At 68.3% G+C, this 25,404-nt stretch carries 21 protein-coding genes and 1 riboswitch; of the genes, 8 read left to right on the forward strand and 13 right to left on the reverse strand.

Annotated features, from left to right (window positions below; translation table 11 throughout):
• Window position 1: 1 nt before the first annotated feature.
• The 4 genes from CSEG_RS07875 to CSEG_RS07890 form a co-directional block, all read right to left on the reverse strand.
• Window positions 2–1,240 (reverse strand): PQQ-dependent sugar dehydrogenase, encoded by a 1,239-nt coding sequence (locus tag CSEG_RS07875; RefSeq protein ID WP_013078714.1) that lies wholly within the window; start codon window positions 1,238–1,240, stop codon window positions 2–4.
• Between the two features lie 34 nt (window positions 1,241–1,274).
• On the reverse strand, window positions 1,275–2,345 hold the full coding sequence (locus tag CSEG_RS07880) for an oxidoreductase (RefSeq protein ID WP_013078715.1): 1,071 nt from the start codon (window positions 2,343–2,345) through the stop codon (window positions 1,275–1,277).
• Between the two features lie 126 nt (window positions 2,346–2,471).
• Entirely contained in the window at window positions 2,472–3,761 is a 1,290-nt protein-coding gene (locus tag CSEG_RS07885) for an MFS transporter (RefSeq protein ID WP_013078716.1), read from the reverse strand.
• A 30-nt stretch (window positions 3,762–3,791) separates the two neighbouring features.
• Window positions 3,792–4,616 (reverse strand): 2-keto-4-pentenoate hydratase, encoded by an 825-nt coding sequence (locus CSEG_RS07890; RefSeq protein ID WP_013078717.1) that lies wholly within the window; start codon window positions 4,614–4,616, stop codon window positions 3,792–3,794.
• 185 nt (window positions 4,617–4,801) lie between these two features.
• Here CSEG_RS07890 and CSEG_RS07895 point away from each other — a divergent pair, with 185 nt between their 5' ends.
• Complete coding sequence (locus CSEG_RS07895; protein WP_013078718.1) at window positions 4,802–5,170, forward strand: BlaI/MecI/CopY family transcriptional regulator; 369 nt, start codon at window positions 4,802–4,804, stop codon at window positions 5,168–5,170.
• 4 nt (window positions 5,171–5,174) lie between these two features.
• Here the strand turns inward: CSEG_RS07895 and CSEG_RS07900 are convergent, their stop codons facing one another.
• Entirely contained in the window at window positions 5,175–5,996 is an 822-nt protein-coding gene (locus tag CSEG_RS07900; RefSeq protein ID WP_013078719.1) for a DUF2306 domain-containing protein, read from the reverse strand.
• 169 nt (window positions 5,997–6,165) lie between these two features.
• Here CSEG_RS07900 and CSEG_RS07905 point away from each other — a divergent pair, with 169 nt between their 5' ends.
• Window positions 6,166–7,182 (forward strand): helix-turn-helix domain-containing protein, encoded by a 1,017-nt coding sequence (locus CSEG_RS07905; RefSeq protein WP_053463733.1) that lies wholly within the window; start codon window positions 6,166–6,168, stop codon window positions 7,180–7,182.
• On the opposite strand, the gene otsA is transcribed toward CSEG_RS07905, so the two are convergent.
• The 4 genes from otsA to CSEG_RS07925 all read right to left on the reverse strand — a co-directional run bounded on the left by otsA (window position 7,179) and on the right by CSEG_RS07925 (window position 14,848).
• On the reverse strand, window positions 7,179–8,669 hold the full coding sequence (gene otsA / locus CSEG_RS07910; protein WP_013078721.1) for an alpha,alpha-trehalose-phosphate synthase (UDP-forming): 1,491 nt from the start codon (window positions 8,667–8,669) through the stop codon (window positions 7,179–7,181). The genes CSEG_RS07905 and otsA overlap by 4 nt on opposite strands.
• Window positions 8,666–9,451, reverse strand: coding sequence for a trehalose-phosphatase (gene otsB / locus CSEG_RS07915; protein WP_013078722.1), 786 nt, complete (start codon window positions 9,449–9,451; stop codon window positions 8,666–8,668). Before otsB ends, otsA begins: the two co-directional genes overlap by 4 nt.
• Window positions 9,452–9,571: 120 nt before the next feature.
• Window positions 9,572–12,451, reverse strand: coding sequence for a porin family protein (locus CSEG_RS07920; protein WP_013078723.1), 2,880 nt, complete (start codon window positions 12,449–12,451; stop codon window positions 9,572–9,574).
• A 597-nt stretch (window positions 12,452–13,048) separates the two neighbouring features.
• Window positions 13,049–14,848 (reverse strand): glycoside hydrolase family 15 protein, encoded by a 1,800-nt coding sequence (locus CSEG_RS07925; protein WP_013078724.1) that lies wholly within the window; start codon window positions 14,846–14,848, stop codon window positions 13,049–13,051.
• Between the two features lie 325 nt (window positions 14,849–15,173).
• Between CSEG_RS07925 and CSEG_RS07930 the strand changes: the two genes are divergently transcribed.
• The 4 genes from CSEG_RS07930 to CSEG_RS07945 all read left to right on the forward strand — a co-directional run bounded on the left by CSEG_RS07930 (window position 15,174) and on the right by CSEG_RS07945 (window position 18,124).
• Complete coding sequence (locus tag CSEG_RS07930; protein ID WP_013078725.1) at window positions 15,174–16,580, forward strand: L,D-transpeptidase family protein; 1,407 nt, start codon at window positions 15,174–15,176, stop codon at window positions 16,578–16,580.
• 75 nt (window positions 16,581–16,655) lie between these two features.
• Entirely contained in the window at window positions 16,656–17,294 is a 639-nt protein-coding gene (locus CSEG_RS07935) for a DUF882 domain-containing protein (protein ID WP_013078726.1), read from the forward strand.
• 15 nt (window positions 17,295–17,309) lie between these two features.
• On the forward strand, window positions 17,310–17,645 hold the full coding sequence (locus CSEG_RS07940; RefSeq protein WP_013078727.1) for a hypothetical protein: 336 nt from the start codon (window positions 17,310–17,312) through the stop codon (window positions 17,643–17,645).
• A gap of 89 nt (window positions 17,646–17,734) precedes the next feature.
• Window positions 17,735–18,124, forward strand: coding sequence for a GFA family protein (locus CSEG_RS07945; RefSeq protein WP_041538235.1), 390 nt, complete (start codon window positions 17,735–17,737; stop codon window positions 18,122–18,124).
• Window positions 18,125–18,177: 53 nt separating this feature from the next.
• On the opposite strand, the gene CSEG_RS07950 is transcribed toward CSEG_RS07945, so the two are convergent.
• Window positions 18,178–19,218 carry a substrate-binding domain-containing protein gene (locus CSEG_RS07950; protein ID WP_013078729.1) on the reverse strand — a complete coding sequence of 347 codons (1,041 nt, stop codon included), beginning with the start codon at window positions 19,216–19,218 and terminating at the stop codon, window positions 18,178–18,180.
• A 174-nt stretch (window positions 19,219–19,392) separates the two neighbouring features.
• A riboswitch (cobalamin riboswitch) is annotated at window positions 19,393–19,576 on the forward strand.
• Window positions 19,577–19,606: 30 nt separating this feature from the next.
• On the opposite strand from CSEG_RS07950, the gene cobO reads away from it, so the two are divergent.
• The gene (gene cobO, locus CSEG_RS07955) at window positions 19,607–20,245 is read left to right on the forward strand and encodes a cob(I)yrinic acid a,c-diamide adenosyltransferase (RefSeq protein ID WP_013078730.1); all 639 of its coding nucleotides are present in this window, start codon (window positions 19,607–19,609) and stop codon (window positions 20,243–20,245) included.
• Entirely contained in the window at window positions 20,242–20,646 is a 405-nt protein-coding gene (locus CSEG_RS07960; protein ID WP_013078731.1) for a DUF1636 domain-containing protein, read from the forward strand. The genes cobO and CSEG_RS07960 overlap by 4 nt, the downstream gene beginning before the upstream one ends.
• Before the next feature lie 3 nt (window positions 20,647–20,649).
• Here the strand turns inward: CSEG_RS07960 and CSEG_RS07965 are convergent, their stop codons facing one another.
• The 3 genes from CSEG_RS07965 to CSEG_RS07975 all read right to left on the reverse strand — a co-directional run bounded on the left by CSEG_RS07965 (window position 20,650) and on the right by CSEG_RS07975 (window position 25,291).
• Window positions 20,650–21,303 (reverse strand): DUF2799 domain-containing protein, encoded by a 654-nt coding sequence (locus CSEG_RS07965; RefSeq protein ID WP_013078732.1) that lies wholly within the window; start codon window positions 21,301–21,303, stop codon window positions 20,650–20,652.
• A gap of 71 nt (window positions 21,304–21,374) precedes the next feature.
• Window positions 21,375–22,955, reverse strand: a complete 1,581-nt coding sequence (locus CSEG_RS07970; protein ID WP_157038977.1) for an AbgT family transporter — start codon at window positions 22,953–22,955, stop codon at window positions 21,375–21,377.
• A gap of 179 nt (window positions 22,956–23,134) precedes the next feature.
• Window positions 23,135–25,291: a transglycosylase domain-containing protein gene (locus CSEG_RS07975; protein WP_322348903.1), complete on the reverse strand. Its 2,157-nt coding sequence runs from the start codon at window positions 25,289–25,291 to the stop codon at window positions 23,135–23,137.
• Window positions 25,292–25,404: the final 113 nt, after the last annotated feature.

The raw sequence follows: 25,404 nt of genomic DNA on the forward strand, positions 1-25,404 counted from the left end.
CTTAGCGCTTCGGCGTGATCTTGATCACCTTGCCGTCGTCTTCGTCGGTCACGACGTAGATCGCGCCGTCGGGGCCGACCCGGACGTCGCGGACGCGCCCGCCGATGTCGGTGAACAGGCGCTCCTCGCCGACCACCTTGCCGTCCTTCAGCACCAGGCGATCGACGTGCTGCTCCCGCAGCGAGCCGATCAGCAGGCTGCCCTTCAGGGCCGGGAACAGGCTGGCCTCATAGAAGGCCATGCCCGAGGGGGCGATCACCGGATCCCAGTAATAGACCGGCTGCGTGAAGCCCTCCTTCTGGGTGACGCTGTCGGGAATGGGCTTGCCGGAATACTCCTCGCCATAGGTGACGACAGGCCAGCCGTAGTTCTTGCCGGGCTCCGGACGGTTCAGCTCGTCGCCGCCGCGCGCGCCGTGCTCGACGGTCCAAAGAACGCCCGCGGGATCCAGGGCGGCCGCCTGGATGTTGCGGTGGCCCAGCGACCAGATGTCGGGCTTGGCGCCGGCGGTCTTCACGAACGGGTTGTCGGCCGGGATCGAGCCGTCGGCGTTGATCCGGATGACCTTGCCCAGGGTGGCGTCCAGGTGCTGGGATTGCACGCGGCCCGCCAGGATCGAGCGCTCGCCGGTGGTGATGAAGAGCTTGCCGTCGGGCGCGAAGACCAGGCGGCCGCCGAAGTGCAGGGCGCTGTCCATCTTGGGCGCCTGGCGCCAGATGACCTGGACGTTGTCCAGCTTGGGGGCGGCGCCCAGCGAGAGCTTGCCGCGCGCCACGGCCGTGCCGTTCACGCCGCCCTCGGCCTCGGCGTAGCTCCAGTAGATCAGGCCGTTGGTCGCGTAGGCCGGGTCGGTCGTCACGTCCAGCAGACCGCCCTGGCCCTCGGCGAACACGGCGGGCAGGCCGGCGACGGCGGGCGAGAGCTTGCCGTCCTTGGACAGCACCCGCAGGCGTCCGGCCCGCTCGGTGACCAGGATCTCGCCCGACGGCAGGAAGGTCAGGCCCCACGGGTGATCGAGGCCGCTGGCCAGCACCTGGTACTGGCCTTGGGTGTTGGAGTTCAGGCCCGGCGCGCGGGTCTGGTTCGGGAAGGCCGGCTTCTGCTCGGGGACGTTCGGCGGCCGGGTCTCGACGGGCGCGCCGGCTTGGCCGGACGCGGGGCCGGGCTGAGCGGGTGCGGGACCACAGGCCACGAGGGCGGCGGCGAGGGCGGAGGCGGCGGTCAGCAGGGAGGTGCGCATGGCGGGGAGCTTAAGACGGTTTCGGGGGAGGGGGCTAGCGGCTCAAGGTCTGAGACGAAGGATCGACAGCCAACTCCCGCCGCTCTTCGCTCGCCGCGCGCGCCAGCTCCAGCAGGTCCATCACCCGCAGGGCCTCATCCACCGGCACGGGCGAGGGCGCGCCGGTGACGATCGCTTCGCGGACGCCGGCGTAGAAGGCGCGGTAGTCGGCCGGCTCGGGGCTGACGTCGGCGTGGACCTGGACGTCGTTCTCGACCGTGGTCAGCACGCCGTGGCGGCTGTCGCGGCCATAGCCCGGCGCGCCCGGGACCATGCCGGCCTTCAGCTGGGCCTCCTGCGGGTCGAGGCCGTGCTTGACGAAGCTGCCGCCGGTCCCGTGGACGGCGAGACGCAGATCGCTGGCGGCGGTCAGCAGGCTACCGTGCAGGATCACGCGCAAGGTCGGATAGCGCAGCACCACGTGGAAGTAGTCGTCCGCTCCGGCGCCGGGGCGCTGGACGCCGATGTCGGCCGAGATCGCCAGCGGCTCGCCGAACAGCGCGAGGGCCTGGTCCAGCAGGTGTGGACCAAGGTCCATCCACGCGCCCGCACCAGGTCCCGCCCGCTCGCGCCAGCGGTCGCGGACCACCGGGCGGAAGCGGTCGAAGTGGCTCTCGTATTGGACGATCTGGCCCAGACCGCCCTCGGCGATCAGGCGCCGGAGGGTCAGGAAGTCGCTGTCCCAGCGGCGGTTGTGAAACACGGTCAGCAGCTTGCCCGCGCGGTCGGCGGCCCTGGCCATGGTCCGAGCCTCGGCGACGGTCAGGGCGAAGGGCTTGTCGACCACCACGTGCTTGCCGGCTTCCAGGGCGGCGATCGCCTGGGGCGCGTGCAGGGCGTTGGGCGTGGCGACGACCACCAGCTCGATCGCGGGATCGGCGAGGGCAGCGTCCAGGTCGGCGACGACCCGAACGTCCGGATGATCGGCGGCGACCTTGGCCGGGTCGCTCGACACCACGGTCGCCAGCGCGAGGCCTGGCGTGGCGGCGATCAGCGGAGCGTGGAAGGTCTTGCCGACATAGCCGTATCCGACCAGGGCGACATTCACGGTGCGAGAGTGGGGCATGGCGCAGCTTTAAACGAAAAGGGCCGGGGATTGCTCCCCGGCCCGGATCGCGATCGCGTGAAGCGCGACTTGTTTGTTGCCGCGCGTTCGGGCGGTTTAACCGCTCACACTTAAACCTAACGCGCTCTAGATCTTCACCGGCTCCATCTTGGGCGTCAGCAGGTGGACGACCAGAAGGGCGATCAGATAGGCGCTGCCGGCGACCAGGAAGATCGGCGCATAGGTGCCGATGCTGTCCAGGACGCTGCCGATGTACTTCGAGAACACCATGCCGCCAAAGGCGCCCAGCATGCCGCCGATGCCGACGACCGAGCCGACCGCGCCGCGCGGGAAGACGTCCGAGGGCAGGGTGTAGAGGTTGGCGGAGAAGCCTTGGTGAGCCGCGGTGGCGACGCCGATGATCAGCACGGCCAGCCAGACCGAGCTGGCGTACGAGGCGAAGATCACGGGCACGGCCAGCAGAGCGCAGACCAGCATGGTCAGCTTGCGCGCCTTGTTGATGCTGGCGCCGTTCTTCATCAGGGTCGACGACATCCAGCCGCCGGCCACGCTGCCGACGTCCGACAGCAGGTAGATGGCGATCAGCGGCGGGCCGAAGGTCTTCAGATCCAGGCCGTAGCGCTTGCCCAGGAAGTCCGGCAGCCAGAACAGGAACATCCACCAGATCGGGTCGATCAGGAACTTGCCCAGGGCGTAGGCCCAGGTCTCGCGCTTGGTCAGCAGCTTGGTCCAGGCGATCTTCTCGACCGGATCGGCGGGGTCCTGCTCAATGTGAGCCAGCTCGGTCGCCGACAGGTTCTTGGCCTCGCGCGGCGTGCGATAGACGAGCAGCCAGATCGGCAGCCAGATCAGGCCCGCGACGCCGGTGACGATGAAGGCCATCTGCCAGCCGAAGGCCAGCACGATGCCCGGCACGACCAGCGGCGTGACGATGGCGCCGATATTGGTGCCGGCGTTGAACAGGCCCGTGGCGAAGGCGCGCTCCTTCTTGGGGAACCATTCGGCCACGGCCTTGATGCCGCCCGGGAAGCCGCCGGCTTCACCGATGCCCAGGCCCATGCGCGCGGCGATGAAACCGCTGATGTGACTGGCGCCGGCGTGGGCGATGTGGGCGATCTGCCAGATCAGGAAGGCGATGCCGAAGCCCCAGCGGGCCCCGATCTTGTCCATGATCTTGCCCCAAGCCAGGTACGCCACGGCGTAGGCCAGCTGGAAGTAGAAGACGAGGTCCGCGTAGTGCGTCTCGTCCCAGCCGAACTCCTTGGACAGGTCCGCCTTGAGCAGGCCGATCGTCTGACGATCGACGTAGTTGATGACCATCGCCGCGAACAGCAGGGTGACGATCACCCAGCGGTACCGTCCGATCTTCTCGGAGGGCCCTTCAGGCATTGGTGGGGGCGCTTTTGAAACGTCCATGGACCTTGGCCTTCCTTCCCTTGGTTTCTTTTATTTCGCCGGAACGGCGACGCAGTCCACGGTTCCGAACGGGCCGAAATCGACGTGGGCCACGTCGCCGGCCGCCACGTCGTGAATGCCCGTGGTGGCGCCGGTCGTGACGATCATGCCCTTCTTCAACGGCTTGCCGCGCGCGGCGACCGCGCCCAGCAGGAAGGCGAGCGCGGCCAGGGGCGAGCCAGGAATGGTCGCCGCGGTGGCCTTGCCCAACGACTTGCCGTTGATGATGGTCTCGACGGGCATATCCTCCCAGGCGATGTCGCGCCAGTTGGAAATGGCCTGACCAATGATCTGACCATCGTTATTGCCGAAGTCAGAGGCCACGACGGTGGGGCCCAGGGCGTTGATGGTCTTCAGCGGGCTGCCGGCGATCTCGACGCCGACCAGCAGCTCGCCCACGTAGTCGGCGGCTTCCTCGGCGGTCCACTGGGTCTTGTCGGCCGGGGCGTCCTTGCCCAGGCGGATGATGAACTCGGCCTCGACGGCGCAGAAGCCGCCCTCGATGGCGCGGAAGGTGTTGGGCTGACCGTTCGTGTTGGCCTGCTGGACCTTGGACTTGAAGATGCAGCCGGCCAGGCGCTCGGCGCCCAGGCGCTCGCGGTGCTGCGGCGGGACGAGCCCCACCTTCCAGCCGACCAGCTCGTCGGGCCACAGGTCGATGGCGATATCCTGCACCGCATAGCCGTCGGCCATGGTGGCGGGAATCACGTCACCGGGATAGCCGGGGACGGAAACACCCTCTTGGCGGGCCTTTACGAACTGGGGAGCAATGGCCGCGGGGGTGAACGCCTCGCTATCGGCCTCAGAAACGGTCACGCCGTGGATCCTCCCTAGAATTCGGCTCAAGCCCGGCTTGGCGGGTTTGCCCGAGTCTCTAGTGGAAACCGGTGTCATTGACAATGAGGCGCTCACCGTCGGGCGGTCGGGGGGAGCGGAGGCTCGGCCGCTTGACACTGGCGACAGCGCGTATAGCGTCGCCGAGAATTACGGACGTAAGCGCCATGCATATCACCGCCGCCGAAGCCCATGTCATGGAAGCGCTATGGCGCCGCGCCCCGCTGTCCGCCGACGAGCTGGTCGCCGAGGTCGGCGGCGCGCAGAACTGGGGCGAGGCGACCGTCAAGACGCTGATCAACCGCCTTCTGAAGAAGAAGGCGATCAAGTCCGAGCGCGCCGAGGGGCGTCACGGCTATCGGCCGCTGGTCGATCGCAGCGCCTATGTCCAGGCCGAGAGCCAGGGTCTGCTGGACCGTCTGTTCGACGGCCAGCTGGCCCCGCTGATCAGCCACTTCGCCCAGCACCGCCCGCTGAAGGCCGACGAGGTCGAGCGGCTGAAGAAGCTGATCGACGGGCTGGAAGAGCGGCGCTAGCCGTCTAGAGATACGGCCCCCACATCATCACGATCGCGCCGTAGATCCCCGCCGCCACATAGGCGGTCGATGCGAAGATCAACGTGCTGACGGCCAGCTTCAGGGCCGGTCTGGAGCTACGCTCGGCCGCGAAGTAAAGCTCGAGGATCGCTAGCGGGATCAGATAGCTGCCGAACGTCAGCACGATGTCCGCCGGGCCGTCCATCCGTTTGGTCATGCCGATCGGGCGCCCGTTCACGACGATCCAGCCCATCAGGCCGACGCGCAGGAACCAGACGCCGCTGACCACCATGAACGTCCGCATGGCCCAGCGTCGATGCTGGTCGAAACGCCTGGCCAGGGCCGCGCGCCAGGCCAGGACGGCGAAGGTCAGGATCAGGGCGGCGTCGAGCAGAATGGCGACGGCGGAGATAACCGAAAGATAGCTCCCGCGCGCGATCGCCATCCAGGCGCCGCCCAGCGCCAGGAAGCAGGCCACGACCAGGAAGGTCCGACCCGTCCAGCGGTGGAGGCCGGGGGCGGCGCGCCGCAGGGGAGGGACGAGCTGGGCCAGCCCGGCCAGCGTCACGACCGCGGCCAGCAGGACGTGGGCGGCGAACATCGCGTTGCCGGTATGGTCGCCCTGGACGTAGCCGGTGATCAGAGGCTTGTCGTTCCAGGCGGCGAAGCGCCCGGACGCCGTGCGGGTCCCGTAGAACGCCAGGATGAAATAGATGAACGCCGCCTGGCCCGCCACGGCGACGGCGAACCAGGTGCTGGCCGCCCATCGCAAGACGCTTCGCGCGTCCACGCCGGCTTCGCGCGCGGGAATTTCGTTGCTCGACATAGGACCTCCTCGGCGGCCGACGACGGGTCGGGCGCGGGCAAGTCGATGGGGCGGCGGACGGCGCGTCGTCTCGCCGATTTGGAAATCGACCAAAGATTCCTTCGGCGGCCGGCTCGACAAGACCGCGCGAAGCTGCGCGATGATGGGCGGCGAACCGGCTAGATGGCGTATGAGCTCGACGCTGCTTTCATTGACCTTGGACACCGCGCCCGCCACGCCGCCGAAGCGGCCCGGGCGATTGGCGGCGCATTGGGCGCTGACGACTGGATCGCTCGCCTGCTTCGTGCTGGGTCAACTGCTGGGCGCGAACGCCGGAATGCTGGCCGCGCCGCTGGCCATAGGCGGCGGAGCCGGCTGCGCGTTCTCATGGCTTTTCACGCGGGCGGTCTTTGATCCTCGCGAGCACGACGCGCGCTGGTCCCGGATCGTGGCGCTGGTCGTCTTCCTGACGGGGCTGTTCCCGATCCTGGGTCTGCTGGAAGGCCCGGCCGCGCGAATGATCCAGAACACGCACGCCCTGGGAAGCTCGACAGTTCTGCTGCTGACCTTCGTCGAGCCGTTCAACGGCTTTCGTCGCGAGCTGCCGGCGGCCGAGAAGCGCTTCCGCGTCATCTTCGTGGCCGTGTACGCGCTGCTGATGGGCAGTTCCGTCTTGGCGGTCAATCAGCCGGACGGGGCGGGCGCGGCCATCGATCACGATGTCGCCGAACGGGTCAAGACGATCTGCGCGGGCTTGGCGCTGCTGCTTTGCGGCGCGGCGACGTGGTTCCGCGCCGGTCACCCGCTGTCGGCGCCCAAGCGGCGGCGCGAGACTCCGACGGCGGACGCCGCCGAAGACGCCGATCTGGCTCGGCGCATCACCTCCGTCTTGCGCGAGGACGCGTTTCACGCCGCGCCCCATCGCAAGGTCGCCGATCTGGCCCGTCGCCTGGGTGAGCCGGACTACAAGATCAGCCGGTGCGTCACCGCCTCGCTGGGCTTCGCCAACTTCAACCAGATGCTGAACACCTATCGCATCGCGCGGGCCAGGGAGATGCTGGCCGACCCGGCCCTGCGCAACCGATCGATCCTGCTGATCGCGCTGGACTGCGGATTCGGATCGATCGGACCGTTCAACCGCGCCTTCAAGGCCGCGGCGGGCGTGACCCCGCGCGCGTTTCGCACCGCCAGCCTGCGAGAATCCTAGGCGCGCATGGCCTTGGCTTCCGGCCCTTGCGCCCTGAGCGCCTTGGACGCCACGTCCAGGCTGCGGACCGGCGAGGGCTCTTCCTGCTGACCCTCGTCATCCGGCCCGGGCCGTCCGCGCAGCGCGGCCACGAAGTTGTCGCGCCAGGCGGTGACGTCCTCGCGGCGGACATTATCGAACAAGGCCTCCCAGCGCTGCTTGCGCTCGTCCTGGCTCATGGAGAGAGAGCGCTCCAAGGCGTCGGAGATTTCCTCCGGGCTGTTCGGGTTGATGATCAGGGCTTCCTTCATCTGCCGGGCCGCCCCGGCGAAGCGGGAGAGGATCAGCACGCCGGGATCGTCCGGATTCTGGGCCGCCACATATTCCTTCGCCACCAGGTTCATGCCGTCGCGCAGCGGCGTCACCAGCGCCGCCTTCGCCGCGCGGTAGACGCCCGCCAACTCGTCCCGCCGGTAGGAGCGGTTCACGTAGCGGATCGGCGTGAAGTCCATCTCGGCATAGGCGCCGTTGATCCGGCCGATCAGGCCGTCCAGCCGTCCGCGCAGGTCCTGATAGGCCTCGACCTCGTCGCGTGAGATCGGCGCGACCTGCAGCAGCATGACCTCGCGACGCATATCCGGGTGATCGTGCAGGAAACGCTCGTAGCCGATCAGCCGTTCTTCCAGGCCCTTGGAATAGTCGAGGCGGTCGACGCCCACGATCATCTTGCGGAAGACGCTGTGGGCCATCATCCGGTCGTAGGTCTTTCGCGCGTTGTCGCTCTTGACGATCTCGGCGAAGTCCTGGGCGTCGACGCCGATCGGGAAGGCGGCCGCGCAGGTCCGCCGGCCGAACGCCACCAGCTCGCCTCGGGCGTTCTTCGCGCCCTGCACCTCCGAGAACACATAGCCCTCGAACGCCTGCAGCGACTCCTCGGTCTGGAAGCCGATGAGGTCGTAGTCGAACAGCGCCTCCACAAGCTGGCGGTGGCGGGGCAGCGTCACGACCAGCTGATGGGCCGGCCAGGGGATGTGCAGGAAGAAACCGATCCGATTGGTGATCCCCATGCGGCGCAGCTCCCGCGCCACCGGGATCAGGTGATAGTCGTGCACCCAGACGATGTCGTCCGGCTCGATCAGCGGCGCCAGGGTCTCGGCGAAGCGACGATTGACGCGGTCATAGCCTTCGCCGAACGAGCGGTCATACGCAGTCAGGTCCACGCGGTAGTGGAACAGCGGCCACAGCGTCTTGTTGGCGTAGCCGTTATAGTACTCCTGGTAGTCGGTCTCCTCGAGGTCGACGGTCGCGACCGTGACGCCCTCGATCCGCTGCATGTTCAGCTGACCGGTGAACTCCGGAATGGTCTTGCCGCTCCAGCCGAACCAGATGCCGGAATACTCGCGCAGGGCCGCGGCGAGGGCCATGGCCAGGCCGCCGACGCTGCCTTCGCCGCCCTCGGCGGGGTTGGGCGGATTGACCCGGTTGGAGACGACGATGAGCCGGCTCATGCGTGGACCTCCGCGTTCTCCGTCAGATGTTCCAGCCAATCCAGAACCGCGTCCGGACCCTCCAGGTGGAAGTGGGCCTGGGTCGGGCGCGGCTTGCCGGCCAGCACGCCAAAACCGCCGAGGCGGCGCGCGGCGGCGAAGCCATCTTCGTCGGTGAGGTCGTCGCCCAGGAAGATGGGGGTCGCGCCGACGAACGGCGCTTCGGTCAGGAAGGCGGTCACGGCCGAGCCTTTGTCGGCGCCCGGCGTGCGCAGCTCCGCCACCATGTCGCCCAGTTGCAGGACGAGGCCCGTCGACTGGGCCAGGCGCTCGGCCGCCTCGATCACCGCCTCGGCGCAGCTCGGAGCGTTGCGATAGTGCAGGGCGACGCTGAGGGTCTTGTCCTCGAACAGCAGGCCGCGTTCGCAATCGGCCAGCTCGCCCAGGATGCGACGGGCGTCCTCCAGGCCGGCGTGCGGCTCGAGCTCGACCACGCCACCGCCCGCGGTGCGCCGCACCAGGCCATGGATCGCGGCGATCGCCGGAACGCCGCCGCTCAGGATGTGGTCGAGGTCCGGCAGCGATCGTCCGCTGACCACGGCCACGCGGTCCTCGAACCGCTGGCGCAGGCGCGCGATGACCCGCGCGCGTCGCGGATTGGGGCCGACGTCGTCGGGGCGTGGCATGATCGGCGCCAAGGTCCCGTCCAAGTCCAGGAACAGGGCCGCGCGAGGTGGGAGATTGATCGGCGGGGGCGAGAGATCCGCGAACTCCGTCCGCACGACCGGTTGAGCCGCGGTCATGGCGAGAACCCCCTCATCTGTAAGCAACATGCGGCATGAACGCCGAACGGCCGGGTTCGATCCCCGATCACGCTGAAGCTCACGGGTTTGTGCGCGGGCGAGAGGAGGGGGCGCTCGGCGCTAGAACAAGAGCTTCCGCACGCTGAACTGAACCACCCGGCCGCGAGGATCCAGGTAGTCCTGCTGGTAGGTCACCGGGGTCACGCCCGTGCCGTCCCGGACCGTCTGCTGGGCGTCGAACAGGTTGTTGACGCTCAAGGTCAGGCGCGTGCCGCGCAGGATCGGGTGCTTTTGGACCAGGTCTCGTCGCGCGCCCAGATTGGCGAACAGGCGCAGGTTGACGGTGGCGAGGCTGGAAAAGTCCAGATCCGTCGTCGCCCCGCCCGCGCCCGCCTCGACGTGCGTGCCGCTCTTCCAGTTGGCCGAGAGGCGCGCGCCGAGGCCGTAGCGGGTGATCCCCGCCTGCGCCTCGATCTCGTTGCGGGCCTGGCCGCCGCCCGACCCGATCACGTCGCCGTTCAGAAGATCGAGGACCGGCAGGCCGTCGGCGATCGTCACGCGCTCCTTCAGATGGACCGTGTGGAACAGCGCCAGCTGCAGGCGCGTGGCGCGCGGGTTGCCGCCGCCGCCGCCCCGTCCGCCGAACCCGCCGCCGAACCCGCCGCCGCCAGGGCCGCGTGCGCCGTCACCGCGTCCGCCGCCGTCGAAGCCGGTGCGCGGAACCGTGTCACCGACCGCCGGCGCCTGCTGCTGAGCGTTGGGGTCGGATGGCGTGTCGGTCGGCGACGGCTGCGGACGATCGGCGGCCGTGTCCGCGCTGGCCTGAGCGGCCTGGCCGCCGCCAAAGCGCGAGCGGAACTCTCCGGGCTGCGGCGGCGGAGCGCTGCCGATCTGGCGCGAGAAGTTGAAGCCCCAGCGGATCTGCTCGCTCTCGCGCTTGGCGAAGTTGACGGGCCGGGTGTCGATCCGCGTCAGAACGCCATTGGCGTCGCGCGTGAAGCGGTCGGGGAAGGCCGCCTCGACCGCCGCCGTGGCCGCCGGGAAGCTGGCGACCGGGTTGTCGATGCGCACGCGGCTGTAGTTGGCGGTCAGCGACAGGCCCTGGATCTGCTCGGGCTTGTAGGTCGCGCCCAGGCGCAGGACGTTGCGGGTCTCGGCCCTAAGGTCCGCGTTGCCGCCGCTGATCCGGGTGACGTCGACCGTCTCGCCGCGCACATAGTCGAAGACCTGGGCGTTGGGCGTGGTGATCAGCGGATCGCCCAGCTGGCTGATGCTGGGGGCGTTCTCCTGGCGCGTCGCCGAGACGATGAAGCTGACCGGCTTGATCGGCGACCAGTTCAGGCCGCCGCCGATGGTCGTCAGGCTGCCGAAGTCCGACACCGAGCGGACCGCCAGGTTCAGGTTGGTCGAGAGGTCGCCGACGCCGGCGCGCACGCCCTTGCGGCGGCTGGCCAGCGGCAGGTCGAAGCTGACCTGGGCGTTGGCGTCGCCGCGCGACAACTCGCTGTCGCTCTCCACGCCCGAACGACGCGAGGTCGCGGTCAGGCGGGAGCCCGTGACGCCCAGCTTCAGCGTGGTCGACAGGTCGCCCGCCTTCAGCTTGGCCAGCGCCCCGTTGGCGACGAGCTGCAGGTCGCCGCTGTCCGTGATCGAGCGGGCGCGGTCGGCGTTGATCGACAGGCCCGTCAGGGGCGCGAAAGGATTGAGCGTGGGGTCCAGCGCGGTCAGCCGCGTCTGCACGCCGGTCAGGTCGACGCTGCGGTCGGTCTCGGTCTTGCTGATCGCGTGGTCGTAGTTGCCGGTCAGCGACAGCCGCAGATCCTCGGTGTCGCGGTTCAGGGTGAAGCCGGCGTGGCCCGACAGATTCCGCGTGGTCTGGCCCAGAGCGTCCTGCTCGCCGAGATAGCGATACAGCGCGACGTCCTGGCCGAACGGCGAGAAGGGATCGGCCGCCGGGATCACCAGTCGCGCGCGCGCCGGCCCCAGCAGGGAGTCGCTCTGCGAGGCGGTGAGGCCCAGGTTCAGCGTCGCCGAGACGTTCTCCCGGATCGTGCGGTTGGTGACGCTGTTGATCGACACCTGCCGATTGCGCGGCAGAAGGGTTCGGGTGTCGGTGATGTCGCTGGCGTTGGCCTGGTTCGCCGTCGCCAGGAAGGCCGACAGGCTCGGCGCGGCGGTCGCGGCCGAGGCGGGGACACCCGCGACCGTCACCGGCGTCCCGGCCAGAGCGCTGAGCGCTGTCAGCTCCGCGCCCGTCGCCGGCGCGATGTTGCCGGTGAAATCGTAGAGGCCGCTATTGCCGCGGCTGACGAGATCGCGGTCGCTCTCCAGCAGCTGGTCGCTGTTCTGGATCTTGATGGCCAGATTGGTGCGGCCTTCGCGGTTCAGTCGCAGCTGGCTCCAGTTCAGTTGCTCGCTGGCCTGACCGCCCGCCGTCGAGCCGCCGACCGTGGCCTCCACGGTCGAGGCGCGGAAGCGCTGGCGCAGAACGATGTTCACGACCTTCTGATCGGCGGTGTAGCCGTACTTGAGAGCCACCTCCTCGGGCAGGATCTCGACGCGCTGGATGGCTTCGGTCGGGATGTCTCGCATCTCTCCCGGGCCCGAGATCCGCCGACCGTTCAACAGCACGACGGGCGGGCCGCCGAGACCGCTGGTGGTCTGCGGCGTCAGCTCGGTCAGCAGGTCCTCCATCGACGACACGCCGAACGAGCGCACGTCGGCGGCGGTGAAGGTCTCCTCCGGAGAAATGTCGCCCAGCACCGCGCCGAACGGCTTGCCGCTGGCGGTGATGGTGATGGCCTCGACCTCGGTGTCGAGATCCTCGGGCGTCACGGGCTTCTGGGGCGTCTGGGGCGCGGCTTGAGGCACCGGGGCCGTGGCGGGGGCGGCCGGGGCGGCCTGGGACGCGGGGGCGGTGGGCTGGGTCTCTTGGGCTTGGGCCGCGCCGGCGGCGACGCAACCCAGGAAACCGACCAGGGCCAGCTTTTGGCTCGTCAAGAAAACTCTCCGAAGTCTCGATGTCCCAGGATCGCCGATGCCTGCCGGATGTGGCGTCTGGATTTCAATGTTTGCCGGGACTGCAACATCGCGGCGTGGCGGTGGTGGCGTAGATCGCTTTTGGTCCGTTTGTAGATCGTTCGGCCATAAGTTGTCGGCATTGAGGTAGTTTTTCGGTAAGCGCCGTTTACCATTGGGTTGATAGTGTTAATCGCAAGTGTTGCTGTATCGAGTCAGGTGGAGGCGCAGGAATGCTTGTTAGAATACTTATTCTTTCGCTGGCGGGTTCTGTATTTTTTGGAACCCCGTATATGGATCGATATGTAATCCGCGATGGTCGCGAAAATGTAAAATTAGAAGTCTCGAATAGATCAAAAAGATCTGATGATCCAAAGTTTTGCGTAATCAATGGAAGATCTTTTTCTCCTGGGGCCGTTTACGATTACTGTGGTAGATTTACAGCTGGTTCCTGTGTCACGCTTTACTGTCAAAAGTGCCAGAGTGACGGTTCCTGGGGACCTCGATATGAGGCCTCCCCTACACAAGGTTGTCGATAAAAGTTAGTCCGACGCATCCGTAGAACGGCTACCCTTCGAGTTAACGGACCGATGTCCAAGGGCGGCTCAGCAGCACCGCGCAGTTGATCAGTCCCACCAGCGAATAGGTCTGCGGATAGTTCCCCCACAGCTCGCCGTCCGCGAAGCCGATGTCCTCGGAGAGCAGGCCGGCGCCGGTGCGGCGGCTCAACATGTCTTCGAACAACGCTCGCGCCTCGTCGGAGCGCCCCTGCAGGTGCAGCGCCTCGATCAACCAGAAGGTGCAGATGTTGAACGCCGTCTGGGGCGAGCCGAAGTCGTCCGGGATGGCGTAGCGCAGCAGGTAGGCGCCGCGCCGCAGGCCTTCCTCCACGGCCTTGAGCGTGGCGAGGTTGCGCGGGTCCTCGGCCTTGTGGAAGCGCAGGTCGACCAGCTGCAGCAGCGAAGCGTCCAGCTCGCCGCCCTCGAAGGTGGCGGCGAAGCGGCCGAGCTCTTCATTCCAGGCGCGATCCTCGATGACCTTGCGCACGTGGGCCGCCCGGGCGTTCCAGAACGCGGCCTTCTCGGTCAGGCCCAGCTTCTCGGCGGCGTTGCCGAGACGGTCGCACGCCGCCCAGCACATGGCCGAGGAGTAGGTGTGGACGTTGGCTCGCCCCCGGAACTCCCACAGGCTGGCGTCCGGCTGGTCGTGAAGCCGGAAAGCTTGTTCGCCGACCGGCTCCAGCGCCTCGAAGTCGTCGATCGTGGCGGGACGCAGCAAGCGCTCGTCGAAGAACGCCTGCACCGTCGACAGCACGATCTGGCCGTAGACGTCGTTCTGGATGTGCTCATAGGCCTGGTTGCCCACCCGCACCGGTCCCATGCCGCGATAGCCGGGAAGATCAGGGGCGATGTTCTCGGTCAGCACCTCCTCGAACCCGACGCCGAACAGGGGCTGGATATGGCCGCCCTCCGCGCGGGCGATGATGTTGCGCAGGTAGCCCAGATAGTTCTCGAGCACGTCCACGGCGCCCAGCCGGTTCAGGGCCTGGACCACGTAGTAGGCGTCGCGCAGCCAACAGTATCGGTAGTCCCAGTTACGACCGCTGTCGGCGTGCTCGGGGATCGAGGTGGTCAGGGCCGCGACGATCGCGCCCGTTTCCTCATGCATGCACAGCTTCAGGGTGATGGCGGCGCGGATCACGGCGGTCTGCCATTCCAGCGGCACGGCCAGGCCGCGCACCCAGTGCTTCCAGTAGCTCTCGGTCTCGCGCAGCATCCGCTCGCAGGTCGGGCCGACCGGGGCTTCGAAGCCTTCGTCCGCGCCCAGGAACATGGCGATCGGCTTTTCGAGGCGGAACGTGCGCTCCTCCAGGATGTGCGAGACCGGCGCGTCGGTGGTCAGCCGCATCGTCATGTCCGAGCACAGATAGCGAATGTGGTGCGAGCCGCGCGTGTGCTCGGCGACCTTGGCGCCCCAGCCGGCGGTCGGGCGCAGCCGCAGGGTGATGCGCGCCACCCCGACGATCGGCCGGATCAGGCGGATGAAGGCGGTCGGGCGGAACGTGCGGCCGAACTGCTCGTAGCGCGGCGCGAAGTCGATGATCTCGATCCGCGCGCCGTCCTGGTCGGCGATCTCGGTGCGCAGGATCGGGGTGTTGCGGAGATAGCCCTGGCGGACCTCGGCGCGGCGGTCGACCTGAACGTCCCACAGCCCCTTGGCCGCTTCGCCGTCCGGATCGGCGTCGTCCAGCAGGGCGCTGAACACCGGATCGGAGTCCACCCGTGGAGCGCAGGCCCAGACGAAGCGTCCGGCGGTGTCGATCAGCGCGCTGACCGCGCAGTTGCCGATCGGAAAAAGGTCGAGCGTTTTCTTGTCCAAGGTCTTGTCCTTGTAGCCCTTTGGGCCACCCCTTTTTCGGCCGCCCCCTGCGGTCCCCGTTCGCCGGGTGAAACCAACGGTGTGGCTTACGGGTTCCTGTCCTTGAGAAATCCGTCGCCGAGCGCGCGGCGGATGGTGGGGGCGGGGTCCGTCGCGTTGACGGCGAAGATCCGGGCGACCATCTGAGGTCAAGGCGTGGCGTGGCCGCGCGAGCACGGCGGACAGAGTGACGGTGAACCGAGTTTCGAGATCTTGCGGCGCCCTGGCGGCGGCGCTGAGCATGTTGCCTCTTTCGTCGGCCCTCGCGCAATCTCAGAGCCCGTCCGTGACGGCCGGACGGCAGGTGCAGTCGGTTCCGCTGGTGCCCGCGGCGCCGACGGTCGACCTTGCGGCCCTGTCGCTGACCGCCGCTCAGGCCGAGAGCTTGGCGCAAGCTCTGCGTGGGGCTGAAGCCCATGGTCTGCCGCCCAAACGTTTCGCGCCCGACGCGGCGATGGCTCTGTTGGCCGGGCAGGATCCCGCCGGGCGCGCCACGGGGCAGGCGGCGCTTATCGACCTCACCCTGGCCTACGCCCGAGCCGTCCACGTCGGTCGGCTGCCCGTCAGCGCCTTTATGACCGAGTGGGGGCTGCGGCCCGACCCTTACGATCCGGCGCCCGACTTCGCCGCCGCCGTCCAGCAGGATCGACTGGCCGCCTGGCTCGCCAGCCTGCCGCCGCCCTATACGGGCTATCAGACCCTGATGACGGGCCTTACGACCTATCGCGGCCTCGCGGCCAAGGGCGGGTGGCGCGTCGTGCCTGCCGGCCCCAGCCTGACCGAGGGCCTGGTCGATCCGCGCGTGAAGGCGCTCCGGGCCCGGCTGGCGGTCGAGGACCCGACGGTCGCGCTGACGGGAAGCGACGTCTACGACGCCGCCCTCGTTCAGGCGGTCCAGCGCGCCCAGAAGCGTTTCGGCCTCAACCCGGACGGCGTCGTCGGGCCGGGGACGCTCAATGCGCTGAACGTTCCCGTCGAGCGGCGCGTCGACCAGATCGAGGCCAATATGGAGCGCTGGCGCTGGCTACCTCAGACCTTGCCGGCCGATCGCATCCAGGTGAACATCGCCGCGGCCGTCATGTCTGTGTTCCAGCAGGACACGCCGACCTTGACCATGCGCGCCGTCACCGGCCGTCCGGGCGACGAGACGCCGATGCTGTCGTCGATGATCCACAGCATCGTGCTCAATCCGCCCTGGAACGTGCCCCAGTCGATCGCCACCAAGGAGCTCTGGCCCAAGGAGAAGGCCAATCCCGGCTATCTGGCGCGCAACGACTTCATCGTCATCCCCACCGGCGACGGCGGCTCGCGCTTGCAGCAGAAGGCCGGACCCAAGGCGGCGCTGGGCCAGGTGAAGTTCGACTTTAACAACCCGTACGGCGTCTATCTTCACGACACGCCCAGCCGCTCCAAGTTCGACAGCTTCAGTCGCCTGGCCAGCCACGGTTGCGTGCGGCTTCAAAAGCCGATCGAGCTGATCAAGCTGATGATGGCGGGCGACCCGGTGTGGACGCCCGAAAAGATCGACGCGACCTTGGCCTCGGGCGACACCGTCCGCGCCAAGCTGCCGCAACAGATGGCGGTCTTCCTGCTGTATTGGACGGCCTATGTGACGCCGGACGGGCAGGTGAACTTCCGGGACGATCCGTATGGCTGGGATAAGGAGCTGGTGCAGCGTATCGCCGCACTTTGACCTGGCTCAGCTTGCTTTCTTAACGCTCTTGCGGTGTCCTGCCCGCACTTCAGTGTCGGGTAAGGGCGTAAACGCATGCATCGACGTAAGCTGCTCCAGTGGGGGCTGGGCGCTTTCGGGGCCGGACTTCTACCGCTCGCGGCCGCCCGCGCTGACGACGACATCATCGGCGCGATCCTTCAGGGGAAACAACCGAGCCCCGCTCCGGTTCCTGCGCAGCCTGTCCTTCGGCCCACCCCGATGGCGGCTCCGGTCCCCGTCGAGACGCGTTGGGTCCATCTTCACAACATCCACACCGGGGAGAAGCTGGAAGCGGCGTACTGGGAGAACGGCGACTACGTTCCCGACGCGGTCCAGGCGCTGAACAAGGTGCTCCGCGACTACCGCAACGACCAGGTCCACCCGATGGACCCCGGCCTCTACGACATCCTGGCCAAGATCCAGGCTCGCACCGAAGCCAAGTCGCCGTTCCAGGTGATCTCCGGCTATCGTTCGCCGGCGACCAACAAGATGCTGGCCAATCGCAGCGGCGAAGTCGCCAAGCACAGCCTTCACATGGAAGGCAAGGCGATGGACATCTACCTCGAAGACGTGGCGCTGGAGCACGTAAGGGCCGCGGCCTTGGATCTCGGAATGGGTGGCGTGGGTTATTACCCGCAGAGCCGGTTCGTCCATGTGGACGTCGGCCGCGTCCGACAGTGGAAGGGCGCGTAATCGAAGCGAGGTAGAATGAGCGAGCGTCGTGGCAATCGGTTCGGCTGGATCTTTCTCGGCTTCGTCCTCGGCGTCCTCACCACCTTCGTGGCGATCTTTTTTCTAAGTCTGGCCGACGACGGCGACGTCGTGGATTATTTCGAGCCCCGCGCCGCCGCCACCGGAGCTGACGAGGCGGCCGCGGCCGCGATGCGCGACGCTCCGGCCGCCGAACCTCCGCCGCTGACGACGCCCGCGCCGCCCCCCGAAACCGCGTCCGCCACGCCGCCGCCGCCGCCGGCCCCGCTCGATCCGCAGGTGGCCGAGGACGCCGCCGCCGCCGGGATGACCTCGCGCGCCAGGCCGAACTGAGCCGCGACAACCGGTCTCAGCCTCAAGCGTCGTCTGCTGACACCGCGCTGGCGGCAGGAGAGGCGCAGTTTCCTTGAGCTATCAAGGAGATGCGCTTGACCATCAAGGGAAGTTGCGTTTGCGGGGGTGTTCGGTTCGAGCTGTTCGAGCCGCCGGCCCTGATGGGCGCCTGCCACTGCTCACGCTGCCGAAAGGCGGGATCGGCCGCCTATGTCTATGTGCGGGCCGAAGCCCTGCATTGGCTGGCGGGGAGGGCGCTGCTGACGCGCTACAAGCCCCGGCCGCCGTTCCGCTTCACCCGGGCTTTCTGCAAGCGCTGCGGCACGGCGTTCGGCGACCCCGAAACGGGCAGGGTGGTCGCCATCGCCGCGAGCTGCCTGGACGATGATCCGGGCGTTCGCGCCACCTTCCATGAATACGCGCCGGACGAAGCGCCTTGGGCCCACGGCTGCGAGGACGCGATGTTCGGGCCTAAATGAAAAGGGCGGCGACCCGGAGGCCGCCGCCCTTCAAGACGGTCGGAAGGTAGATCTTATTCCTTCGGCGCCGGCATGGCGGGCATGGCGCCGGCCTTGCCCTTCATCGCCTGGTGCTGGGCCGGGGGCAGCGGGATCAGGCCGCGGCCCTGCAGGTAGCCGCCGCGACCGGTGGCGGCGTCCGACACGAACTCGGTGACGAACTCCTTCAGGCCCGGCGTGACGCCGACCTGCGACTTCTTCACGTAGATGTAGAGCGAGCGCGACAGCGGATACTGGCCGCTGGCGATCGCCTGCGCCGTGGGCTTCACGCCGTTGATCGAAGCGCCCTTGATGCGCGAGGCGTTCTCTTCCAGGAACGAGTAGCCGAACACGCCCAGGGCGTTCGGGGTCTTCTCGATCGTGCCGACGATGGCGTTGTCGTTCTCGCCCGCGTCAACCCAGCCGCCGTCGGTGCGCATCGGCGAAACGGTGGCCTTGAACTTCTTCTCGTCGGCGGCCTTCATCTTGGCCAGGGTCGGCAGCTTGGCGGCGCCGCCCTCGATGCCCAGTTCGATCCAGGCGTCGCGGGTGCCCGAGGTCGGCGGCGGGCCGTAGGCCAGGATGCGCGCCTTGGGCAGGTTCGGGCCGACTTCGTTCCAGTTCTTATAGGGTTGCTTGACCAGCTGGCCGCCGCGCAGGGTCTGGTCGGCCAGGCCCAGATACAGCTGCTCGAGCTTGAAGTTGAAGTCCGGACCTTGCTTGTCGGTCGCCACGACGATGCCGTCGAAGCCGATCTTGATCTCGACGATGTCCTTCACGCCGGCCTTCTGGCAGGCCTGGAACTCGGACTTCTTCATCGGGCGCGAGGCGTTGGCGATGTCGGGGAACTTCTCGCCCGTGCCGCCGCAGAACATCTTGATGCCGCCGCCGGTGCCGAGGCTCTCGATCTTGGGCGACTTCTTGCCGGTCTTCTTCGAGTAGTTCTCGGCCACGCGCGTGGAGAACGGGAACACCGTCGAGGAGCCGGCGGCCCAGACGTAGTCGCGCGCCGCGTGGGCTTGGTCGGCGACGGCGAGCAGGGCGATGGTCGCGACCGCGCCAAGGAGCTTGTTCATGTCGTCAAATCCTGTGTCGTCCGGGGGGAACGGGGAGACCATGCCGGACTGATGCTCGGGCTTTTGTCACAGTTAGGCGACAGTTTTGCGACAGCGTCCGTGTGCGGACGAAGCTTGACCATTGGGGCGGCCAGGACCAACCGCCTTGACCCTCGCGGCGACGACGCCTACGCCGGACCTCGAAGGCATGGAGGCTCGCAAGGCCTCCGGGAACGCGGTGACCAATCCGCGGCTGCCCCCGCAACTGTGATCGTCCGTCGATCGTCGCGGCCTCACGCCACTGGGACTTGAAACTCCTGGGAAGGCGCCGCGACGGGAGGGCGTAAGCCAGGAGACCGGCCTTCGTCACATCAACGCGGCCGGCGGGGTGTCCGGCGAGGGACGGACGATGAACGAAGCACCGCATGACGAGGCGGCCCAAGAGGCTGAAAAGAACGCGCGCCATAACGCCAGGATGAAGGCCATCCAAGCTGCTCGCGCCAAGATGATGGCCGAGAAGAACATCGAGAAGGGCCTGCTGATCGTCCACACCGGGGCGGGCAAGGGCAAGACGACGGCGGCGCTGGGCATGGCCATCCGCGCGATCGGCCACGGCCACCGGGTCAGTATCATCCAGTTCATCAAGGGCGCGATGACCACCGGCGAGAAGGTCGTGTTCGACGCCTTCCCGGATCAGGTCGAGTTCCGGCCGATGGGCGAGGGCTTCACCTGGGACACCCAGGATCGCGCCCGCGACATCGCCGTGGCCCGGCAGGCCTGGGAGGTGATCAAGGCTCGCATCCTCGATCCCGACGACTGGGACATGGTCGTGGCCGACGAGCTCAACATCATCCTGCGCTACGACTACCTGCCGCTGGCCGAGGTGCTAGAGGTCGTGGCCGCGCGGCCCGAGGGCAAGCACGTGGTCATCACCGGCCGCAACGCGCCCGACGCGCTGATCGAGGCCGCCGACCTCGTCACCGAGATGGCCCAGGTCAAGCACCCGTTCCGCGCCGGCGTGAAGGCCCAGACGGGGATCGAGTTTTGAGCGTCCTGCGCGAAACCGACGATGGTCCGGCCGTGGTGGTCTGCGACACCTGCCGGTTCTCGGCCGAGGACCGGGAGAGCCCGGAGGGCGTCCGTGGCGGCGCGCTGCTGGCGATGGCCTTGCGCGAAGCGGCTGCGGGGTCCGGCGTGGCGATCCAAACCATGCCGTGCCTGTTCAACTGCGGCCAGCATTGCTCGGTGCATCTGCGCGCGCCGGGCAAGATCGGCTACGTCCTGGGCCGTTTCGAGCCGACGGCCGAGGCCGCGCGGGCGATCCTCGACTACGCGGTCGCCTACGCGGACAGCGACGAGGGCGTGGTGCCCTACCGCCAATGGCCCGAGGGCGTGAAGGGGCACTTCATCGTCCGCGTGCCGCCGGCGGGCAAGCTGGTGGCGGACTAGGCCTCACCACCAGCCGTAGCGCGGGGCGTAGCGGGCCTTCAGGTCGTCGACCTCGCGCTCGGCGTCGCGGATCGCGAACTCGGCGCGGCGGCCGTCCTCGATCGCCTCGCGGCGCTCGCGGCGCAGGCGCTGAAGGCGGTCGCGCAATTCGCGAGTCTGCTCGTCCGTGAGCTTGGGATTGCGCAGCTCGTCCTCGACCCCGTCGGCCTGACGGGCGCGCTTGTCCGCCCGCGCGTCCGCGCTGCTGAGGTCGGAGCGCGCGCTGGAAAGCCGGCTCTCGGCGGCGTGGATCCGTTCGCCGTCCGCGTAGCCGCCCAGGAATTCCGGCTCGACCGGCGGCGGGCAGACGCCGACGTAGGCATGGCCTTCACGCCCGACGCGGAAGCCGTTCGCCTCGGTGCAGTAGCGCGTCAGGCCCTGGTCGCGGCCTTGCGCATAGAGGCTCATGTCGGGGGTGACGCCGGACTTCTGGCAGGCCTTGGCGTGATCCTCGATCCGGCTCATCGGTCGGCCGTCGGCGCCGTCGATATAGCCGATCGCTCGCCAGTCGCCCTGAAGGCAGTCCTTTTCGCTAAGCGTGGCGCAGGCGGCGACCGTCAAAGCGGCCCCGACGGCCAAGGCTCCGACGACAACGGACCGCACGACATGAACACGCATTTCGACCTCCCCGGGCTCCGCCCTTGGGAGGCATCTGAAGCTTTGCCGTGTGAACCGATGCTGAACGGCGTTCAGGGCGCGGACGCGGCGACCGGCGGGGCGTAGACGCCCGGCGCGCCGGGGCCGACGGGCAGCCCGAGGCCAACCCAGGCCAGCACCAGGCTCATGCCCGCGATCGCGAAGCCGATCGTATAGGGCAGCATCAGGGCGACCATCGAGCCCACGCCGAAGCGCGGCCGCCACTTCTGGCTGATGATCAGCACCAGCGGGAAGTTCGAGGCCAGGGGCGTGACGATGTTGAAGATCGAGTCGCCCATCCGGTAGGCGGCGGTCGTCATCTCCGGCGAGATCCCCAGCAGCATCAGCATCGGCACGACGATGGGCGCCATGGCGCTCCACTTGGCCGAGGCCGAACCGATCACGAGGTCCATGAAGGATGACATGGTCAGCAGGGCGATCAGCAGCAGGGGCTTGGGCAGGCCGACGCCCTTCAGCGCCTCGGCGCCATGGACGGCCATGACCGGTCCCATCTTCGACCAGGCGAACATCGCCACGAAGTGCGCGGCGAAGAAGGCGAGGACCAGATAGGGCGCCATGCCGCGCATGCCTTCGGACATCATCGCCACGATGTCGCGATGCGACTTCACCGACCCTGTCGCCGCGCCGTAGGCCCAGCCGCTGGCCAGGAACAGGAGCATGAAGGCCGCGATCAGCGACTGGTAGAAGGGCGTCATGCGGCTTGGGCCGACGGCCTCGGCGTCGACCAAGGGCGCGCCCGGCCAGAGCGTGAGCGCCGCGAACAGGCCGATGACCACCAGCGCGGCGATCCCGGCGCGCCGTAGGCCGCGCCTCTGGGCCGCGCCGATCTCCTCCAGCACGAGGTCAGGGGCGGCGGTGGCGGTGTCCTCGCGCGTCCAGGGCCCCAGGCGCGGCTCGACCACGCGATCGGTGACCCACCAGGCAATCGGCGTGAACAGGGTCCCGATGGCCAGGGTGAACCACCAGTTGCCCAGCGGATTCATCACGAAGCTCGGATCGATCAGCTGAGCGGCCGGCGCGGTGATGCCCAGGATCAGCACGTCGAACTGACCGGGAATGATGTTGCCGGCGAAGGCGCCGGAAATGCCGGCGTAGGCGACGGCGACGCCCGCCAGCGGATGGCGGCCGGCCTCGGCGTAGATCAGGGCGGCCATCGGGATCAGCACCACATAGGCCGCGTCGGCGGCGTGGTGCGACATCACGCCGATGACGAAGACGGCGGGGCTGAGGATCGCCTTGGGCAGCTTGCGGATCGCATCGCCCAGCAAGGCGCCGAACAGGCCCGACCGCTCGGCCACGGCCGCGCCCAGCATGACCACCAACACCAGTCCCAGCGGCGGGAACTTGGTCATGGTCTCGGGCATGTCGACCAGCAGCTTGGCCAGGTTTTCCCGGGACAGCAGACTTTCGGCGCGAAGGGTCTCGCCGGTGACCGGATTGATCGCGCTCCAGCCCAGGGCCGCGGCGACTGCCGATCCGGCCATCAGCAGGGCGATACAACCCAGGAAGATGAAAACCGGATCGGGCAGGGCGTCGCCGACCCGCTCGATCCGGTCCAACAATCGACGCCAGCGCCGTTCCCCCACGCCGCTTGGCGCAACTGTCTCACTCATCCGCCACCCCCATTTGGCGCCACCCCCATTTGGCGCCACCCCCATTTGGCGCCACCCCCATTTGGCGCCGCCCCCAATCGGCGAGCGAACGGTGTCAGCCCCCTCGACTCGCGACAAGCTCATGCGGGCCAGGCATTCGACCATGCGCTCGCGCATGGCCTGGCGATCGTTGACGAGGGTTAGGGTCTCGGCTCCGCGGGTGGCGGGGCCTGCGGCACGCCGCTGTTCGGCGCGGCCGGAGGGGCGGGTTCGGCGGGAACGGTCAGCGGAGCCACGGGCAGGCCGTCGGGGCCGATCTCGCCCTCCAGCGGCAGGCCCAGATCTTCCAGCGGGTCCTCCGCCGGACGCAGGACGACGTCGCGGCCCAGCGCCGACAGCATGAAGGCCTTCCAGATCTTGGCCGGCTCGCCGCCGCCGACGACGCCGTTCATCGAGCTGTTGTCGTCGTTTCCGACCCAGACCCCGACCACCAGGTCGTCGACGTAACCGACGAAGAGGGCGTCATGATAGTTCTGGGTGGTGCCGGTCTTGCCATAAGCGCCCTCGATGGCCGCTTCCAGGCCCGTGCCGCGATGGGTGGCCGAGCGCAGCAGGTCGCGCATGCCGGCCAGCACCTTCGGGTCGTAGGGCGTGGTCTTGGGCTTGGTGAAGCTGTCCAGCGCGTGGGGGACGACCGGGTACTCGCCCGCCGCCACCGAGGCGTAGGCGGCCGTCAGGCGCGTCAGGCTCATCGAGCCGGTGCCCAGCGCCATGGTCAGGTCGTTGGGGATCTTCTCGGTGACGCCAAGGTCGCGGGCGACCTTGATGACCTTGGAGGGACCCAGGTCGTGGGCCAGGCGCACGGCGGCCACGTTCGATGAGGCCGCGAAGGCGCTGATCAGCGGGATCTCACGGTCGCGATACTTGCCCTCGTGGTTCTTGGGCGTGTAGCCGCTGACCTGAACCGGCGTGTCGAGGATCGGCGTGGTGGTGGTCATGCCCTCGCGCAGGGCGGCGAGGTAGACGAACAGCTTGAACGCCGAGCCCGGCTGGCGCTCGCCGTCGGCGCGGTTGAACTGGCTCTGCTTGTAGTCGCGGCCGCCGACCATGGCGACGACGCGACCATCCTTGCGCATGGCCACCAGGGCGCCCTGGGTGACGTTCAGGACCTTGCCGTCGCGTTCGATGAAGTCGTTGAGGATTTTCTCGGCTTTTTCCTGGAGCTTGGGGTCCAGGGTGGTGCGGACGATCGTCTCGCCATAACGGGCGCCGATGCTGGCGCGGGCCTGGGGCAGGGCCCAATCGGCGAAGTAGGAGCCGGTCGGCACCTTGTCCTCGACCTTGATCGGCGAGACGTCTCCCACCGCGTCGGCCTGCGCCTGGGTGATCGTGCCGGTCTCGACCATGGCGCCCAGCACGACGCGCATGCGCTCGCGGGCGCCTTCGATATTGTTGGTCGGCGCCAGGCGCGAGGGGGCCTTGACCAGGCCGGCCAGCATCGCCGCCTCGCCGATCGACAGCTGCTCGGGCGGCTTGCCGAAATAGTGCCGGGCCGCCGCGCGCAGGCCAAAGGCGCCGTCGCCGAAATAGACCGACGACAGGTAGCGCGACAGGATCTCGGCCTTGGAGAGACGCGCCTCCAGATAGACGGCGATCAGCGCCTCCTGCGCCTTGCGGCGAAGATTGCGGTCGCTGGACAGGAAGGCGTTCTTGGCCAGTTGCTGGGTGATGGTCGAGCCGCCTTCGGACACGCCGCCGGCCTGGGCGTTCTTGCCAACCGCCCGGGCGATCGCCTTGGGGTCGACGCCCATGTGGCTGTAGAAGCGACGGTCCTCGATGGCGATGAAGGCGCCGGGCACGTAGGCCGGGAGCTTGGCCGTGTCGACCGGCGCGTCCTTGTACGAGCCGCGCTTGGCGATGGGCGAGCCGTCGCTGGCCACCAGCACGATGGCCGAGTTGTTCAGCGGCTCCAACGCGCGGCTCAGAGGCAGCGACCAGAACAGCGACGCGATCAGCACCACGACCAGCACGACAGCGGCCGCGGCCCCGCCGACCAGCCACAGGTGGCGCTTCCAGAAGGGCTTGCGCGCGGGCGGTGCGGTTTCGACCGGCGGCGCTTCAGGGCGTGGCGTGGGTTCAGGCTCGGCCAGCGCCGGCTGGGGATCGCGCGGCTGCGCCGCGGGACGCGGCTTGCTGGGCGTCGCCGGCGTCGGATCGAATGTCAGCGGCGTGCCCTCGGCGCGCGGGCGACGGCGGCGCGGCGGCTTCTGCGTATTGGAGTCGAGGTCGTTCGGATCGTCGGACATGGGATCGGCGCTCGCTTCGGGCGCACGCCCGCACTCGTTGTCGGCGCTCATACCACACGGTCCCGGCAAGCCAAGCGCGCGGAACGGGAAGTTTTTCCGTCCACGACCCTTGAATGGGGACGCGGCGATCATAACTGACCTCTCCGTGAGGCGGATGCCTCTGC

It is taken from the genome of Caulobacter segnis ATCC 21756 (assembly GCF_000092285.1).
Lineage (GTDB): Bacteria > Pseudomonadota > Alphaproteobacteria > Caulobacterales > Caulobacteraceae > Caulobacter > Caulobacter segnis.

What these genes read in the sequence shown, in the direction of transcription:
- CSEG_RS07875 (WP_013078714.1), bottom strand. Translation starts at nt 1,240, where the DNA reads ATGCGCACCTCCCTGCTGACCGCCGCCTCCGCCCTCGCCGCCGCCCTC.
- CSEG_RS07880 (WP_013078715.1), bottom strand. Translation starts at nt 2,345, where the DNA reads ATGCCCCACTCTCGCACCGTGAATGTCGCCCTGGTCGGATACGGCTAT.
- CSEG_RS07885 (WP_013078716.1), bottom strand. Translation starts at nt 3,761, where the DNA reads ATGGACGTTTCAAAAGCGCCCCCACCAATGCCTGAAGGGCCCTCCGAG.
- CSEG_RS07895 (WP_013078718.1), top strand. Translation starts at nt 4,802, where the DNA reads ATGCATATCACCGCCGCCGAAGCCCATGTCATGGAAGCGCTATGGCGC.
- CSEG_RS07900 (WP_013078719.1), bottom strand. Translation starts at nt 5,996, where the DNA reads ATGTCGAGCAACGAAATTCCCGCGCGCGAAGCCGGCGTGGACGCGCGA.
- CSEG_RS07905 (WP_053463733.1), top strand. Translation starts at nt 6,166, where the DNA reads ATGAGCTCGACGCTGCTTTCATTGACCTTGGACACCGCGCCCGCCACG.
- otsA (WP_013078721.1), bottom strand. Translation starts at nt 8,669, where the DNA reads ATGAGCCGGCTCATCGTCGTCTCCAACCGGGTCAATCCGCCCAACCCC.
- otsB (WP_013078722.1), bottom strand. Translation starts at nt 9,451, where the DNA reads ATGACCGCGGCTCAACCGGTCGTGCGGACGGAGTTCGCGGATCTCTCG.
- CSEG_RS07935 (WP_013078726.1), top strand. Translation starts at nt 16,656, where the DNA reads ATGCATCGACGTAAGCTGCTCCAGTGGGGGCTGGGCGCTTTCGGGGCC.
- CSEG_RS07940 (WP_013078727.1), top strand. Translation starts at nt 17,310, where the DNA reads ATGAGCGAGCGTCGTGGCAATCGGTTCGGCTGGATCTTTCTCGGCTTC.
- CSEG_RS07945 (WP_041538235.1), top strand. Translation starts at nt 17,735, where the DNA reads ATGCGCTTGACCATCAAGGGAAGTTGCGTTTGCGGGGGTGTTCGGTTC.
- CSEG_RS07950 (WP_013078729.1), bottom strand. Translation starts at nt 19,218, where the DNA reads ATGAACAAGCTCCTTGGCGCGGTCGCGACCATCGCCCTGCTCGCCGTC.
- cobO (WP_013078730.1), top strand. Translation starts at nt 19,607, where the DNA reads ATGAACGAAGCACCGCATGACGAGGCGGCCCAAGAGGCTGAAAAGAAC.
- CSEG_RS07965 (WP_013078732.1), bottom strand. Translation starts at nt 21,303, where the DNA reads ATGCGTGTTCATGTCGTGCGGTCCGTTGTCGTCGGAGCCTTGGCCGTC.
- CSEG_RS07970 (WP_157038977.1), bottom strand. Translation starts at nt 22,955, where the DNA reads ATGAGTGAGACAGTTGCGCCAAGCGGCGTGGGGGAACGGCGCTGGCGT.
- CSEG_RS07975 (WP_322348903.1), bottom strand. Translation starts at nt 25,291, where the DNA reads ATGAGCGCCGACAACGAGTGCGGGCGTGCGCCCGAAGCGAGCGCCGAT.